This is a genomic window from Pseudoalteromonas sp. NJ631 (genome assembly GCF_000276645.1).
In the GTDB taxonomy this organism is placed as follows: domain Bacteria; phylum Pseudomonadota; class Gammaproteobacteria; order Enterobacterales; family Alteromonadaceae; genus Pseudoalteromonas; species Pseudoalteromonas piscicida.
The window spans coordinates 119,243-135,150 of record NZ_AKXJ01000008.1 but is presented as its reverse complement, the minus strand read 5'-3'; the positions used below and the strand labels follow the sequence as shown (position 1 = coordinate 135,150).

The following is a 15,908-nucleotide window of genomic DNA, read 5'->3' as shown; positions in this document are numbered from 1 at the left end:
CGGCGATCATTTCTCTACCTTTTACCTTACTCGTAGCAGCGGCTTTACGCCGCGACAGTCATCTGTTTTAACAGAATAAATCCGCTTGCTACCATGTGTAGGAGCCGCTTCACGCGGCGATCTTTTCAACAAGACGCGCGAACATTTCCTAAACCTCAATCCAACGCGGTCAAGGCACGATAGGTATCATAGGCAAACTGGTCTGTCATACCGCTAATAAAATCCTGAATAAGGCGGCAGCGATAATAAAACTCAAAAATCGGCTCTGCTTGCTCAGGCTCACTAAGCTTCGTGACCGTCTCGCGGTATACCGCAACATACTTTTTGGAAATCCGATTAACCAATCGCGACTCTATCGCAAAGTTATAGTCGCCATTTAATGCTGCGTTAAATTCATCAGCGTCTAAATCAAGCACCCGTTGATATTCATTCAATATGCTGCTGGTGATCTTATAACCTTGAAGCTCCAACTGCTCGACTTCTTTATTCGAAAATACCTCGTTGGCCGCAACCGTTTTCAACGATTTTACAATGGCATGAAGGTGGCTATTATCCTCCAGTAACGAAGCGTTAAAACTCCCTTCGTAGATCGCATCAATATTATCGATAAAACGCGTTTTGGCATGTTCAGCAAGCGGGTGCAACAACCCCACGCGGAGCCAAATAAAAAACTCGTTATCAAAATTCGCCATATGCTTGCTGGCTTTGTCATTGGCATAATGCAGTTTTTTACTCATAAGCTCTAATAGCTTGTCATCGGTGATCCCAAATCCTGCTGCGATATTTTGATATTCCTCTATTAAACAGCCCGTTAACTCATCTACGCTAATAATGCCTTTTTCTACAGCGTCTTCCATATCAGCAAGGCAATAAGCAATATCGTCAGCCGCTTCCATGATATAAGTCACAGGATGGCGATTACCCACTTGGATCTGTAACTTGTCGCACAGCTCACTGACAAAACCACTTTCACTAAAATAGTATCCTGCTTTCTTTTGCAGATAAGACTTATCAGTGGCTACGGTTGATTTAGGCGTGGTCGCGCAGCGGGTATATTTCATCACAGTGGCGCATTGTGAATAGGTAAGATTGAGTCGAGAAAGTGTATGAATAACGCGAATGGCTTGGGCGTTACCCTCAAAACTACAAATATCGAGCAGTAACTCCATTTCTTGATTTAATACCGCCAGATCAGACGCTTTGCTCTCCTTTGAGCCATACCTAAGCGCCGCCCGAGCACTTGTTGCAAACTGTTGATGCTGACTTAAATAGCGCTTAAACCAATCATTGATAGCGGCCTCGCCGAAGTGACCAAATGCAGGGTTACCAATATCGTGCATCAAACAAGCCATTTCAGATAGGGTGACCAAACACTCCGACAAATCCACCTGCTGGCCGTTTTTATCTGTATATTGCAGTAAATCTTGTCTACCTTGCTGCGCCAGCGCATCAACAATTTTTTTAGCAATGTAACGGCCGTTTTGTTGCACCTCAAGCGAGTGCGTTAAGCGCGAACGCACCGCAGCATTGCGCTCCAGTGGAAACACTTGGGTTTTTTGTTGCAGCCGTCTAAGCGCAGCACTGTTGATAATACGCCCACGGTCGCTCTCAAGGCTACTCGCCTCACTGCCACCGGTATTGTAAGAACGCTCGTTTGTTATTTTATTTTTGAAGTGCATGCCACTTTCCTGTTGAGACCCAAGCTACATTTTCAATGTAGGTGAATGTGGAAAAGTTGTAAACCGAATCGATACCTCACATAACCAGCCTACAAGCAAACCATCATACGAGTTAAGGTAGCGCAGTACCTCTGCACCGAGCTAATAACAGCCAAAACACACAAAAACACCGGCTAAGCCAGCAAAGTGATAAAATTAGTTGTAATGCATTGTAATAGGCTAGCTCATCTATATTTGTTACTTTTACCAGTTTGAATTAACCCTAGTTTTAATAGTCTGGCAAAAAATATCTAACACTTTGGTGGTAAAAACACCTGGATTTGACGTAAATCACTACAAAACGCACGGATTTTCGGGTTTAATACTCTCAGCATTCGTTTACATCTAATTTCAAATAAATATACACAGCGGTTAAGGATGAAGTAACCGCTCACAAATAGGATCTTTATGTGTTTGAGCGTTTGTCTAACCATTTAGATTAGTAATATCAGCGCTACTGTGGCATCACATTGGTAATGGACAGCAAATGTGAGTTGACGGAGTTTCAATGGTTACATGGAAATCATACTTTTCGTCATTTACACTGCGCCACTAAATGAAGTTATGTTAGGTAAAAGATGTCCAAAATTACGCTCGCTTATTACGATCAACACGCAGACGAATTTGCAAACTCAACACTCAATGTGGACATGCAACCGCTTTATCAGGAGTTTCTTCCTGAATTACCAAAGCGTGAGAAAAGTCACATTCACATCTTTGACGCGGGTTGTGGCAGTGGCCGCGACGCGGTAGCGTTCAAACAACTAGGCTATGAAGTTAGCGCAATGGATGCGTGCGAAAAGCTAGTGAAGATTGCCGCTACACAACTAGGCCAACCAGTGAGACACCAATTCTTTGAAGAGATTCAAGATATTGCTGCTTTTGATGGTATTTGGGCTTGTGCCAGCCTTTTACATGTTGCATTGAAAGACCTGTCCAATGTTTTTGTGAAGTTACAAGATGCGCTTAAACCTCATGGTGTGTTGTATGTTTCGTTCAAATATGGTGCGGGTGAACGGGAGCACAATGGCCGTAGATTTACAGATCTTAATGAAGACGGATTATCAAAAGTTATCACAGCATGTCCAAATCTCAACGTCATTAAGCAATGGGTGACGGAAGATAGAAGACCTAACCGCGATAATGAACTTTGGTTAAACGCTCTACTTAGGAAGGATTAATCAAGTGAGCAGTAAGAACCAAGGAGGAAAACTTGCGCTGTGCACCAATAAGCAACTTTATATAGGGGGCGATGATCCCTTATTGCCTGCACTGCTCCATGCCATCGAGCAAGCTGACGAGATTGAAATTACCGTTTCATTTATTCAGCGATCTGGTCTTGATTTACTTTTTGATGCTTTGTACGACGCTCTAGTAAACGGCACTACCTTAAAGCTACTTACGTCGGATTACCTAGACTTTACTTGCCCGTTCGCACTAAAAGAATTGATGACACTACAGACTTTAGGGGCTGTTCTACGAGTATATGAAACTCGCGGAAATGAGAGTTTCCATATGAAGTCATACATTTTTACCAAAACCAAAGGTGAAGATAGTCAAATTTACGAGGGGAGTGCGTTTATTGGTTCAAACAATATAAGTGCAGTGGCATTAACTCAAGGGTTAGAATGGTGTTTTCGCCATGATTTTATAGCGAGTCAGAGTGGTAATAACAAGGCAACGTTTTTGCAGTTTAAGGCTGCGTTTGCCAGTTTATTTAATCACCCTCAAACAACATTTTTAAGCTACCTGTGGATACAGCACTATCAAAAACGTCGTAAGAAACCACAATTCAAAACTGTTAGTAAGGTCGATGACGACATAGATATTGAGCCGATTGTCCCTAGACCTGAGCAGCAAGAAGCCCTAGAAAAACTAAATAACGCAAGAGCACAAAGCTATAAAAGAGGCTTAGTGGTATTAGCGACGGGAATGGGCAAAACGTGGCTTGCTGCTTTTGATGTTCAACAAGTAGGCGCTAAAAAAGTCCTATTTGTGGCACATAGAGAAGAAATTCTCAAGCAAGCGGCCAAGACGTTTACGCGATTAATTGATTGTACTGCAGGGTTTTATACAGGTAAGCAAAAACAAAGTGATGCCGACTTTTTGTTTGCCTCTGTACAGAGCATTGGTAAAACAGAGAGTTTGAGGCAGTTCACTGTCGATTATTTTGACTACATTATTGTTGATGAATTTCATCATGCGAGCAGTAAATTATACCGAAATTTGCTGTCTTACTTTGAGCCGCAATTCTTACTTGGTTTAACAGCTACACCAGAGCGAACGGACCAAGCCGATATTTTAAGCCTGTGTGACAACAACCTCGTTTATGAGCGGAATATGGTGCAGGGGATTGACGCCAAAACGCTCGCGCCGTTTCACTATTATGGTATTTGGGATGAAAGCGTTGACTATACCGCAATTCCTTGGCGTAACGGCAAGTTTGATCCAACCAGTCTAAACAATCAATTTGCGACAGAGCACAGAGCAAAACATGCTTTACAGCACTGGAAACAGTTAGCGCAAACACGCACGCTGGCTTTTTGTATTTCGACCACACACGCCGACTACATGGCAAACTACTTCAATAAAGCGGGAATTAAAGCGGCTTCAGTACATGGAAAGTCAAGCATAAAACGCAGTGAAGCACTCGCGCATTTAGCATCTGGAAAACTACAAATTATTTTTAGTGTTGACCTGTTTAATGAGGGCACTGACTTACCCAGTATCGACACTGTGATGATGCTGAGGCCCAGTGAATCAAAGGTTTTATTCTTACAGCAATTAGGTCGTGGACTGAGAATCCATCAACAGAAAACGCATTTGGTGGTATTAGATTTTATTGGTAACCACCACAGTTTTCTGAACAAGCCTTATGCACTTTTTGGTACACATTCGCCTAGAGACTTAGTTGCTAAGTTCAGTAAAGACAACCAAGTAGTTCAGCTACCTGAAGGGGGTTTTGTAAATTACGACCTAGAAATTACTGACTTTTGGCAGCTACTCGCTAAAGAACAGCGAACCACGGCTCTTGATGATTATCAAAATCTAGCAGATCAGTTAGGTCATGCGCCTGATGCTTGTGAGTTTTTCCATGAGTATGGTGAGTTTAAGAAGATAAAACCCTATGGAAGTTGGTTTGAGCTCGTTGTAAAAGCAAAGAGCGTTAGTAGTATTTCAGCTAAGTGGCTTGCGCCCTACAAGGTGTTTTTAAAAGAGGCTGTCGAAGTGACCAGCATGACAAAATGCTTTAAAGCCATTTTGCTTGAAGCCTTTGTTCAGCTCGATGGTATAGCTTATCCTCCCACATTAAGAGTGCTGGCAGATAAGAGTTATGATGTGCTATTGCACTATCCTCAGTTAAGAAAGCTAGACATATCAGAAAAGGACAGAAGCAAAAGCAAAGGCGGTAAAGCTTGGTTCAACTATTGGTTTGATAATCCGATTAATGCTTTCACAGAAGCAAAAAAGCCTGCACATAAGCGCAAAACACACCACTGGTTTTCAATTGAACAAGCACCAAGTCAATCCATTGAAGAAGCACAGTTCAAACTAAACCTTAAAGTTGAAACGCAAGATATTGAACAGCTGACCGACTGTATATTGGAGTTAAGCCGCTATCGCCTTGCTAGATATCTTCACACCAAACGTGACAGGCTAGCCGAACCCGAAAGTACACAGGCGGTGACAGATGATGCGATACCAAGCCAGCTACAAAGTACAAATGTTGCGGAAAACGTGGTACAGCTGCCATATTTTCCTAATTTAAAAATTGCTTGTGGTCACTTTAAAACAGGTGACAGTAGCGAAATGTCCTTCGTACTTGCACCACCGGGGTGTGGAAAAGTCGACCCTGAGAAACACTTCTTAGCTCATGCTAGTGGCAATTCTATGAACGGTGGTAAATACCCGATCGTCGATGGGGACTTGTTATTACTCGAACGGATCACATCAAGCAATGCAGGATCAATTACAAATACCACTATCGCCATCGAGCGCTTTGACGCAGCTGGCGACGAACAATTTTTACTACGAGATGTAAGAAAACAGATTGATGCGCAAGGTGAAGTAACCTACTTACTTGTGGCAAGAAACCCAGAGTATGCAGTAGTGGAAGCCAATGAAGAGTTTGTGACGTTTGCGCGGTTGAGAGAAGTTTTGAAACTCCCTGTGAACTAACGCAAGGTGGATATGAGCTGTCAGCGTCAAAGAGGAGCTGGTATTGATTTAAAAAACAGATAGGTCTCTCTATCAACATAACGGGTGATAGGTTATAGCTTGAACTCTATGTAGATGGATTGTAAATTTATTTATCGATAAAAACTTTGATTGTATTTCAAAACTTTAGCAACTAGGACACGCAAACAAATGGATGGCTCAGCGTCACAACAACACAACACAGTAAAAAAAGCGGCTTTATTTTCATTTAATAAATTGATTGCTTTTACCGTTTTTATAACCAGTATCGTCATTGGCGCATATGCAACTGATCTTGTTGAGATAGTGAAGGCCTACGTGCTTTATTCTGGTAGTAGCTTGATTCGCTTTATACCAATTTTGGTGCTTAGTGTGGTGATGATAAGTTATTTATATTATCAATTTGAGCGAGCTGGACTAAGCACTTTTAGGAGATTCATAAAGTCAATTTCAACTGTGTTTGTATGTGCAGCATTTTTCTCAGCAGGGATGTTTCTAAAAGATCCTTGGATATCACTTTCCATGTTCAACGATGAATACGATGGCCCCGTCAAAACTTTTCAACACTACGCGGGGTTTGAAGTAAAGAAGGATAAATGTGAAAAGCGCGGTAAAAACCTTACTTGCTCCTTTTACGCTATTAATCTACTTCCTCGTGATAATGCTTTTAGGATTAGAAATAAAAGTTATGCGATTGATCACAAAGATAGTCAAGCTAGATTACTTGCATACTATGTAGGTGAAAAGCGGTATGGTAGTTATAACTCTGATTACTTTACTGTGCCTGTAGGAAGTAAGCGAATGTTTAAAATGGAGTTTGAGCTCTCATCAGATGAAAAAATGGTATTTGCTCCGTACTTGTCAGTAGTGCTAGATGCAGAACATCATGAAGAAAAGCATCTCAACTTTAGATCCATGGATGTTGTGGACTATGTTCATTAGTCTGTGGTTTTGCAAAGGTGAATTATGAACCAAGCCCTTAAATTTTTACTGTCTATCATAATCGTCGTCGTGACTTTTGTCGTGTCAGCAACCTTGGCTGGGATGTTGGCGGAGTATGCGGGCTGGTGGAAGAAGCCTGTGATAGGCGGTGTAGCAGCGGCTTGTGTGGTGCTGTCGGGTTATGTGAGTGCGCCAGTTTATAAGCTGTATTCTGCGACGGTATGGCTGTTGATTGGTGCGGTTGCAGCTTGGGTGATGTCGAGTGTGTTTATGTATGCTGAGGATGCAGGCACTTCAGTGCCTTTATATGTTACTTACGCAAGTGGTGTGCTTGCTTTAGTGCTTTGTTGGGGTTTGGAGCATCGAAAGGTTGTGTGAGGGATTGGTTCTCTGGAATGGGGTGCAAGAGATCGCCGCGTAAAGCTGCTCCCACCAGCGGGGTTAGTGTGGTGGGAGCGGATTGGCTCCGCGATGTTTTATGTAGAAATCGCCGCGTAAAGCGGTTTCTAACAGCGGGATTCTAGTGTGGTGGGAGCGGATTTATTCCGCGATGTTTTATGTAGAGATCGCCGTGTAAAGCGGTTTCTAACTGCGGGATTATAGCTTGGTTATTCTCACTATCACGAAATTTCAATAAAAAATAGGATTGAGGGTCAAGGAATGAAGGGCGCTTGGAGCGAGTGGAAGGAGGCTATTTTTAAGGCCTGTTTGGTTGTGTTTTCTGTGTTGTTGTTTCTCTTTTTTGATGGCCGTGAGTTTTGGTTTACTCAAATACAGCCTCAGTTAACCAATATGCTAAGCAACCAAAAAACGGAATTAAATAATGCGCCTGTGGTTTCTGATAAGACGTTCAAACAACCAAGTCCAGTTCAATTGCCAAACGGGGATACTTTTGACCATCAAACGAGTTTAAGACAGTTTGGTCGCTGTGTTTCTCAGCAAGCCGAGGGAATCAAATACCGTGTTGAGAATGGTATCTACACTTGGGTTGATGAAAGAGGCATTACGAATTACTCGGATAAAAAACCGAGTTCTGCGGCAAAGCATTATCAGCCAGAGCGTAATCGTGCTCTTGATTTCTTTGACCTCAATATCTCCGGTCCAAATATCACTGAAGAGTTTAAAAACACCTTGAGCGCTAAACTGAATGCCGTATTTAGAGGATATACCAGTATTGTTGGCTTGGACGCGATGCGAAAGGTGACGCTCAGGATCAAGGTGCTACCTAATCGGCGCGAATATGAGCGAGTGGTTAAATCCTATGGTGGCAATCCAAAGGGAAGTGTTGGTCTCTACATGGGTAGATACAACCTTGCTTTGGTTGAGCAAAGAAATCATCATGCGACGATGCAAACCGCTGTGCATGAAGCGGTACACGCTATTAATCAGGCTGTGATGGGATATACGCCGCGTTGGTTAAATGAGGGACTAGCAGGCTATTTTCAAACCGTAAAAGTGACGATGCAGGTCGGTACCGTTGCACCGAATCAAGCTAGAGTGCATCGCGGTTATATTACAGGGCGAGTGTTATCGCCTTATGAGCTTATCAATGCAGAATCCAAGTGGAAGTATTACAATTCTGAGCTGATGTATAAAAGTAGTTGGGCGACCATCCATTTTTTGATGTCTACCACGACTGGGAGACTGAGTTTGAAGAAATTGATGCTGCAAGAGCAAACTGAGCGATGTCGTGCTTTGAGTAACCGAGAGTCACAAGCTCTGTTACGTGCGCATTATCCAAACATAGTTGATAGATTCGCCAGCTTTATACGGAGCCCAGTAGAACCGCAAAGGTTGTGATCCTGAGTTTGATGCAAGAGATCGCCGCGTAAAGCGGCTCCCATCAGTGGGGCCAGTGCGGTGGGAGCAGATTGGCTCCGCGATGTTTTATGTAGAAATCGCCGCGTAAAGCGGCTCCTACCAGTGGGAATCTAGTGTGGTAGGAGCGGATTGGCTCCGTGATGTTTTTTGTAGAGATCGCCGCGTAAAGCGGCCCCTACCTACCCAATTATTAAAGGAATGTTTAATATGACTCCTAGTGCGTTACGCAAAGCAGTTAATGCCTTTTCTAAAGATACTCAGCATCAACCTGATTATTATTTTGTTGAAGGCTATTTGATAGGCAAAGTTGCCATTAATGATATTGCTGAAATACACGAGTGGTTGCCTGAACTCTTTGGTGATTACACGGCTATTTACCGTGCTCAGTTAGAGGCCTTAATGGATTTGCATGAGCAGTGCGTTTCAAGCTTGGATGGAAAAACTTATAAGTTGCCAAAAGAGTGTGCGCTCTCTAAGCAAGACTTTGCTGCATCATTAGCAAAGGGGGCTCCGTTATCGAGCTTTTGTCTTGGTCTGCTCAAAGCTTTGGATAAAGTATCTTTTGAGAACTTGTCACTAGAGCAGAAAGGTGCGGTAAGTGAATTACAACAACAGCTCACCGGATTTACAAGCTTAGATGCAGCAAAGGCGGCGTTTTCACACGTTGAGCCTATGATGCCTTTTGAGCGAGAGGCTCATGACGTAAAGCGTTATTTGGCAGGCGCGATTATGGAGTTAGGGGATACGTTGATTTGGGATCCTGAGTTAGACAACGAGTTCGGAGCGTTTGAATTTGACGAAGATTTTGATGAAGAACAAGAAGAAATAAGAAACGCACTGATTGAAAACTTGCTCAAATTGACTCACATTGATTCAATCCCTTTACTTGAACAGTTTATTCATAATGAAGAACAAGACTTTATTACGCCTGATTATATTGAAGAAAATCAAGGCAATTTTTGGCTTATCCACGAAACCAGAGCGTATATGTTTATTCGTTACCATAAAGCGTGGATTTACTTTTGGGCAGACAAAGTACAAGAGGCGGTTGATGAGCTAGAAGTGTTGCTTCGACTTAATCCAAACGATAATCAGGCCTGTCGATACCTGTATGTAAATGGTTTAGTCATCTTAAAGCAGTGGGATAAACTAAAAGCTTGCCTTGATGAATATGAAGAAGAGAGTATTTTTATGCTATCTGCAGAGGCATTGATGCGTTTTGCGCAGGATGGCGATAGCAAAGCTTTGAATGAGCTAAAAGCGACAATCAAAGGGTACAATAAGCACTTTATCAAGATGCTTACAGGTCAAGAAAAGACCAAACAAAAAGAGATATATGGCTACACATTGGGCTCAAAAGAAGAAGTCTTAAGTTATATAGATTGTGGTGGTAAAAAAGCCTGGTTAAGCGTTGAAGGAAGCCTCTTTTGGCTGCGCAAGAAAAGTTAATTGTACTTTGTTTCAGGCACGCTGAGTGAGTCTATTTAGGAAAAGGCCCTAAATGATAGGGCCTGTTGGTTGGGGGTTGTGTTACGTTATATGCCTTCAATCATCCACTTAGCGGATAACTGGTCCGGCTCGCCATGGCGATTTAACTCAGGTTGGTTTTGTGCTTGGTTAAACCAAATATATTGCTGCCAAAATTGATTTTTGATATTCCAAACACCACCTTGATATATCAACGAGTAGAGTGCTTGTTTAGGGGAGTCTACGAGCTTGAGATAACCTGCGCTTTTGCTGCTGTAACTTAAAAAAAGTGAAGGGGCTTGAGTGGCTCTAAAATAGTGCTGACCCTCAGCATTGGTTACCTGAATTAAATCGAGAGGCTCGTTTGGGCTAAAGGTAATTCGGGTGTCATTATTCAGGGTCTGTGCCGCTAAATACTGATTATTTACTGGCGACTTTATCGTGATTTGTGTGCCCGAATCAGCACTTAACTGCGGATATGTCCAGCCGCTTGGTGGCGTTTGCCAGGTTAGAGATTTCCAGCGCCAGTTGTAGGGAATATCTAAGTGTGGGTCGTTAAGATCTTCAAAACCAGGTTCGGCTTCGATATTAAAAAGACATTGGTTTCGCTCTGCATCTAGCTGTGCAACACGCTCGGCTTGGCTAGTTGTACCTACATTTAGCTCTGCCATACAGGCTTCAAGCGACTTCCCTTTTCCCGACTCATTAGGGGCCAGTACATAAGTATGGTCACGTTTACTTTCGTCCTCATACCAAGCCAGCATAGCGGCCTCGTCAAACGCCAACCAGTTTTGTACTAGTCGCTGTGCTTCTTGCTCGGCTACGCTACGTCTTTGTGCCTTTGGTATTGCCATTGTGCGAATAAACGCAGCCCAGAGATCTTTACTGGCCTCCAGCGCGACAATCGCAACCGGTTTCATGCTGCTAATACGATAAGACTGCCAACCAGACTCTAAGCGCGTATTCGCTTGCCAAATTACGTCACCACTGGCGAAGTTGAGCACATCTTTGGTGTCGTGCGAATGCTGCTCGGCACCTTCTGAGCAAAGATAAGCTTTTACTTGCCAAACCTTTTCGTAGTTATCTTGTGGGAGCCTTACCGTATGTTCTGGACTAAATGAGTCTTGAAATAGGTGAACAGCACGGCCAAACAAAAAGTAATTATGATCTACTTCTGCAAGGGCGGCGTGGCCACCACCATCCCATACCTTGAGGCGCTTTTCCTCAGCCATGGCCGCATCAATAAAATGTTGAACAAAGCGTTTTTGCGCGCGATAAGCTGCATCTACACCTCCTTGGCCTGCAATATCATCATAGCGGCGCATAAAGTGATCTAGCTGAATGTCAGCCGGCTCTTGCGAGACTGCGCTAAAGCAGTTTGGGCCGGTAGGATCGGTACTGGCGTTGGTGACGTTAAATCCAGCAATATCAACCCAGCGCTCACCAACGATGGCGGAGTTCACACTGTCGTATCTTGGTTCATAGAGCGGGTTGTTGTTTAACTGGGACTGGAGTCGAGTAATTTCATCTTGTGCGGTATGTAGCGCGATGTTCTTTGCCAGACCATAGCGCCAAGCGTGTCTGGGGTCGTTGGGATCTGGTTCGATAATATGTTCGGCATCCAGCACTTCAAGTGCCGCGGTGCGGGTTAACCATTCATGTCCCATGGGCATGATCCCTTGTCCACCAAATTGGGTGAATGCTTGAACTGTGCTGCTTAATGCAAGTCCTAGTGCAAATGTGAGAGGCTTTATTTTCATATCTACTCCTTGAAAACTAAAAGCAAAAAATAACGTTTTTACTCAACTGAGGGACAAGGATTATAGTTTGTGAAATAAATGTTTCAATTAATTTTTGTTTGTAACGAATAAGTTTTCTAATCACCTGGTTTGTTCTTTGAGTGTTAGGCTCTTACATGGTTTAAAAAAGATAAATATATTTTTCAATTAATATCATATGGTTGTTGATTTTTTTTGTTCGTGTCGTATGTTCTGTAATGAAGTGAAATATGCACATTTTATTGCTGGTGCTACAGTTACTCTACTTAGCTGGGACTCAATTTAAGCGAAAGTTAGCGCACACTTGAGTATATTTTGTTAACAAGTGTGTTGTTTTGTGCCGTGGTTACTATATCTAAAGGATATAAATATGAACTATTCACTTCACCCCTCTGTCGGTGTCGCAAGACTCGGTAATAGCGATGGTCAGTTTTATTTAGCACCAGACAAAATAGGTGGTTTACCGTTTGAATCCGATGAATGGGGCAATCAGATAGACAGCCCTGTCAGTCAGTTTAAAGATGCAGAAGGCCGGATCCGCAGACAGGGCCAACCCTTTAAAATCATTGACGAAAATAACAATGAACTAACGTTATCGAGCGATAACGTGAAATCCATTAGTTGGACCGTACACGTCGCGAATAAAAAGGCGGCATGGTATGAGTTTAATGAATTACAAGGCAACTTACTCTATGGTCAAGATAATAGTTATAGCAATCGCAACACGCCTTGGCGTAATGCAGATGCAACGGATCGTCGAAGCCTAATTATTGACCCAGGTCCAAGAACGATATCTGGCGCAAATGCAAAAGCTGAATTTGACGCCGCCAGTGCCCCTGCAGGATATCCGGTTAGTTTCCCTCCCAAACCGTGCCAAGGCACTGAAATAAAGTCGCTCGGAGATATTTTAACCGATAACGAAGGCCGCTTAGTAGTACTTGGCGGTAAAGGGAATGCGGGTGGTAACCAGCCTCTTGAATCTTACGGTGGCGCGGACACGTGGCATGATGATATTGCGGATGGGACTGTGTATTGCACGATTACGTTTGACGATGGTAAAACCTTGCAGCTCTCAGCTTGGGTAATTGTTGGCTCTCCGGACTTTGCACCGGAAATCGTCAATATCTCCAACCTCAGTGATACTATGTTTGACGTTGCGGTACGTGAACAAAACTTATGTCCTGAGCTTTACAGCAATGGTGAGTATCAGTCTTCTTATCAGGCAAATTATTACCAAGATATTGAGCCGATTATCCAGCGTATCAGTCGGTATCAGTGGGTATCAAATGTCCAATCTATGTCGGCATTTGTTTCCAATATTTTTGATTTTAAAGACAGCTCTGAAGATAACAAAGCGAATCGTCAGGCTTACTTTAAGTATTTTAGACAGCCAGTTGACCCAGCCACAGTGCAGCAAACTCCGCCAAACGATCAAACCAATCAGCAACTCTTCGAGTATGGTATTGAGGGTAATTTACCACTGATGCCAATGAACTCTGGCAGTAACTCGGTGAGCAACGCTGAAGACAATATTGTCGATAAGTTTTTAACGTTAACGCAGACTCAATACTTCTTACTGAGTCAGTGGGCCGCTGGTAACTTTTCAAGTGCCAAACCTTCAGCGCCACAGAGTGCAGTCGATGAGTTTGGCGTATTTTATGCGGATCAAGGTAGCGTGGGTAACTGCGTTGGCTTACCTATGTGCCCAGGGATAGAAGTCACTTGGAGTTTACAAAATCCAGCAGTGTACGCGGCGCCTTATATCATCAAAGATCAAAGTATGGGTAATGGCTTTCCAAGTGGCTTGGATGCTGAGCGTGATGAGTGCGAAGGTGGTGGTTGTCAGCCTGGAGATTTAACCAAGCGCATGGCATGCCCATGGCAAGCTGACTTTTTCAATTGTACTATTCAAAATGTGAACTTTACCGAGCCAACGGTGAATAAAGTGAACGTCGGCACGGAAGACGATCCGCAAATGGTGCCAGCAGCCCCAACTTACTATAGTTACTGGTGGCCACCGCAAAGCCCTTGGGATGTATTGACGAATCAATTTGATGATCAATCACTTACTCACCTTCCAGCTGGCCAGCAAGTCAACTATGCACGGGGTATTAATAGCTTTGTGCAAATGGTTGAGCATTGGTCGGCACTTGGTTTTATCCGCAATCAAAATAGTGATGAACCGAATTTCCCGTACTTTACGGAAATCGAACGTAATCACCAATTGTTTGCGTATAAGGATGTGCCTGTTTCCGATATTACCGGGAATTGCCAAGACGACGGAACCGATATTCCGGTGTTTTACATTCCTGATGACCTTAAAGATCACCTGTCTTGCGGGTGCTCTAAGGCCAAAGCAATACTAAAAGGGCTTGAAGAAAAAATGGCGAAGCCAATTACGCAAAAACGAGCTGCGAAAAAAGTGCCTCGCAGCGGTACTCGAACAAGACGGTAATGGGTATGAATGGTACTCACGAATGTGATGTGCTAGTAATTGGTGCTGGTCCTGCTGGGGCTAGCACCGCATTAAACTTGCTCAATCACACAGATCTATCAGTCATTTTAATCGAGCAGTCTGATTTACAAAAATTAAGAATCGGCGAAAGTGTATCTGCAAGTGTGTTTTCGGTATTGGACTATTTGCAGATAGACAGAGCGGATTTCGGTCCGCACTGTTTTACTCCAACTCAAGGTAATAGTGCGTTTTGGGGAAGTGAGCAATCCGCTAATCGTCACGCGATTTTTGCACCAGATAGAGCAACTTATCAAATTAATCGTGAGATATTTGATCTAACCTTGCTCGAAAGCACTATCCAGCGCGGTGGTACGGTATTTCCGCGCACTAAAAGTAAAGCAATCACTCAGTTACAAGATGGTCGTTACTCAGTGGTCGTGAGTCATCCTGACTATGGTCAGTTTACCATTGCTTGCGAGTATCTTGTGGATGCGTCTGGGCGTAATTCGCTGATTGGCAAATCTCTAGGAGCGGCTGTTCAGCAATATGACAGACTTACAGGGGTTGGTGCCTTCTTTAAAGTAAAGCGAGGGGCACTTGAGCAACTGCAACTAATTGAAAGTGATGAATTTGGCTGGTGGTACAGTGCAGCACTTTCTAACGATATGTTAGTTGTAACGTATTTTAGTGATTTTGAATTGCTCTCAAAACAGCGCTTAAATCGTTTGGCACAGTGGCAAGCTCACTTAGGTAGCAGTAAATATATGTCACGGCGGGTTGAGGGGGCAAAGATGGTCGACGAAAACCTATGGATCCGACCTGCCGGGAGTCATTTTAACCGTTTTGCTCATCTCAAAAATTATTTACCTGTGGGGGATGCAGCTTGTGCGTTTGACCCTATTTCCTCTATGGGATTAGGGTTTGCCATGACATCGGGATGCCAAGCGGCAGCCATTATCGGCAATACCAAAACATCTCAAGCGTTTACGCATAGCAGCAAGGTATATCAACAAGACTTAGCGCGTCAGTTTGATCAGTACTTAGCGCTAAAGCAGCAGTTTTATAATAAGGAAAAACGTTGGTGTGATGCGCCTTTTTGGTTCAAGCGGCAGCAGCTTATCAATCAGGTTGCTTAACTGAAGCTAACCGAAGAATAACAACTGCTAGCGCACAAGTTGTTATTCTGATTTCGGGTTAGCTTATATTAAAGCAAACTTAAAATGTGTTTGGCATTTTGCCGGGCAAGGCAGCCCTTAACGGGATCGGTTGAAAACGTTTTAGCCGATATCTCCATAGGCTCCCCTTCATGAAGTACATCACCGCTATAGACCTTAACTCGACAGGTCGTTTTGTTTTGCTCTTCTGAATAAACAAGCTCCACTTTTTCGGCCTTCATAATTAAGTTTTTGTAGGGGTATCCCGCATCAGTAAATACTTTTTCAGTTTGTACCTGCTCGGATGTTGATGCGAGTGCTGCTAGAGGAAATGCAAGAATAATTGCATATTTCATGATAAAGACTCCTTCCGTCT

The 15,908-nt window shown here is 43.3% G+C and carries 11 protein-coding genes; 8 read left to right on the top strand and 3 right to left on the bottom strand.

What is annotated here, in order from left to right:
- Positions 1–155: 155 nt before the first annotated feature.
- The gene (gene dgt, locus A587_RS0114795) at positions 156–1,679 is read right to left on the bottom strand and encodes a dGTPase (protein WP_017218212.1); all 1,524 of its coding nucleotides are present in this window, start codon (positions 1,677–1,679) and stop codon (positions 156–158) included.
- 617 nt (positions 1,680–2,296) lie between these two features.
- Here dgt and A587_RS0114790 point away from each other — a divergent pair.
- From A587_RS0114790 to A587_RS0114765, 6 genes are all read left to right on the top strand, one after another.
- On the top strand, positions 2,297–2,899 hold the full coding sequence (locus tag A587_RS0114790) for a class I SAM-dependent DNA methyltransferase (RefSeq protein ID WP_017218211.1): 603 nt from the start codon (positions 2,297–2,299) through the stop codon (positions 2,897–2,899).
- A gap of 4 nt (positions 2,900–2,903) precedes the next feature.
- Positions 2,904–5,897 (top strand): DEAD/DEAH box helicase family protein, encoded by a 2,994-nt coding sequence (locus A587_RS0114785; protein ID WP_017218210.1) that lies wholly within the window; start codon positions 2,904–2,906, stop codon positions 5,895–5,897.
- A gap of 189 nt (positions 5,898–6,086) precedes the next feature.
- Positions 6,087–6,857: a hypothetical protein gene (locus tag A587_RS0114780; RefSeq protein ID WP_017218209.1), complete on the top strand. Its 771-nt coding sequence runs from the start codon at positions 6,087–6,089 to the stop codon at positions 6,855–6,857.
- Positions 6,858–6,881: 24 nt separating this feature from the next.
- Positions 6,882–7,235: a hypothetical protein gene (locus A587_RS0114775; RefSeq protein WP_017218208.1), complete on the top strand. Its 354-nt coding sequence runs from the start codon at positions 6,882–6,884 to the stop codon at positions 7,233–7,235.
- A gap of 282 nt (positions 7,236–7,517) precedes the next feature.
- Complete coding sequence (locus A587_RS24105) at positions 7,518–8,657, top strand: DUF1570 domain-containing protein (RefSeq protein WP_017218207.1); 1,140 nt, start codon at positions 7,518–7,520, stop codon at positions 8,655–8,657.
- A gap of 228 nt (positions 8,658–8,885) precedes the next feature.
- Entirely contained in the window at positions 8,886–10,127 is a 1,242-nt protein-coding gene (locus A587_RS0114765) for a UPF0149 family protein (protein ID WP_017218206.1), read from the top strand.
- An 86-nt stretch (positions 10,128–10,213) separates the two neighbouring features.
- On the opposite strand, the gene A587_RS0114760 is transcribed toward A587_RS0114765, so the two are convergent.
- Positions 10,214–11,905 (bottom strand): hypothetical protein, encoded by a 1,692-nt coding sequence (locus A587_RS0114760; RefSeq protein WP_017218205.1) that lies wholly within the window; start codon positions 11,903–11,905, stop codon positions 10,214–10,216.
- A gap of 388 nt (positions 11,906–12,293) precedes the next feature.
- Here A587_RS0114760 and lodA point away from each other — a divergent pair, with 388 nt between their 5' ends.
- Together lodA and lodB are read left to right on the top strand one after the other, a co-directional pair.
- A complete protein-coding gene (gene lodA, locus A587_RS0114755) occupies positions 12,294–14,378 on the top strand; it encodes a CTQ-dependent lysine 6-oxidase LodA (protein WP_017218204.1) in 2,085 nt (694 codons plus the stop codon).
- A 5-nt stretch (positions 14,379–14,383) separates the two neighbouring features.
- Positions 14,384–15,514 carry a lysine-epsilon-oxidase maturase LodB gene (lodB, locus tag A587_RS0114750; RefSeq protein ID WP_232288078.1) on the top strand — a complete coding sequence of 377 codons (1,131 nt, stop codon included), beginning with the start codon at positions 14,384–14,386 and terminating at the stop codon, positions 15,512–15,514.
- Positions 15,515–15,582: 68 nt separating this feature from the next.
- On the opposite strand, the gene A587_RS0114745 is transcribed toward lodB, so the two are convergent.
- Positions 15,583–15,888 carry a hypothetical protein gene (locus A587_RS0114745; RefSeq protein WP_010375339.1) on the bottom strand — a complete coding sequence of 102 codons (306 nt, stop codon included), beginning with the start codon at positions 15,886–15,888 and terminating at the stop codon, positions 15,583–15,585.
- Positions 15,889–15,908 lie beyond the last annotated feature (20 nt).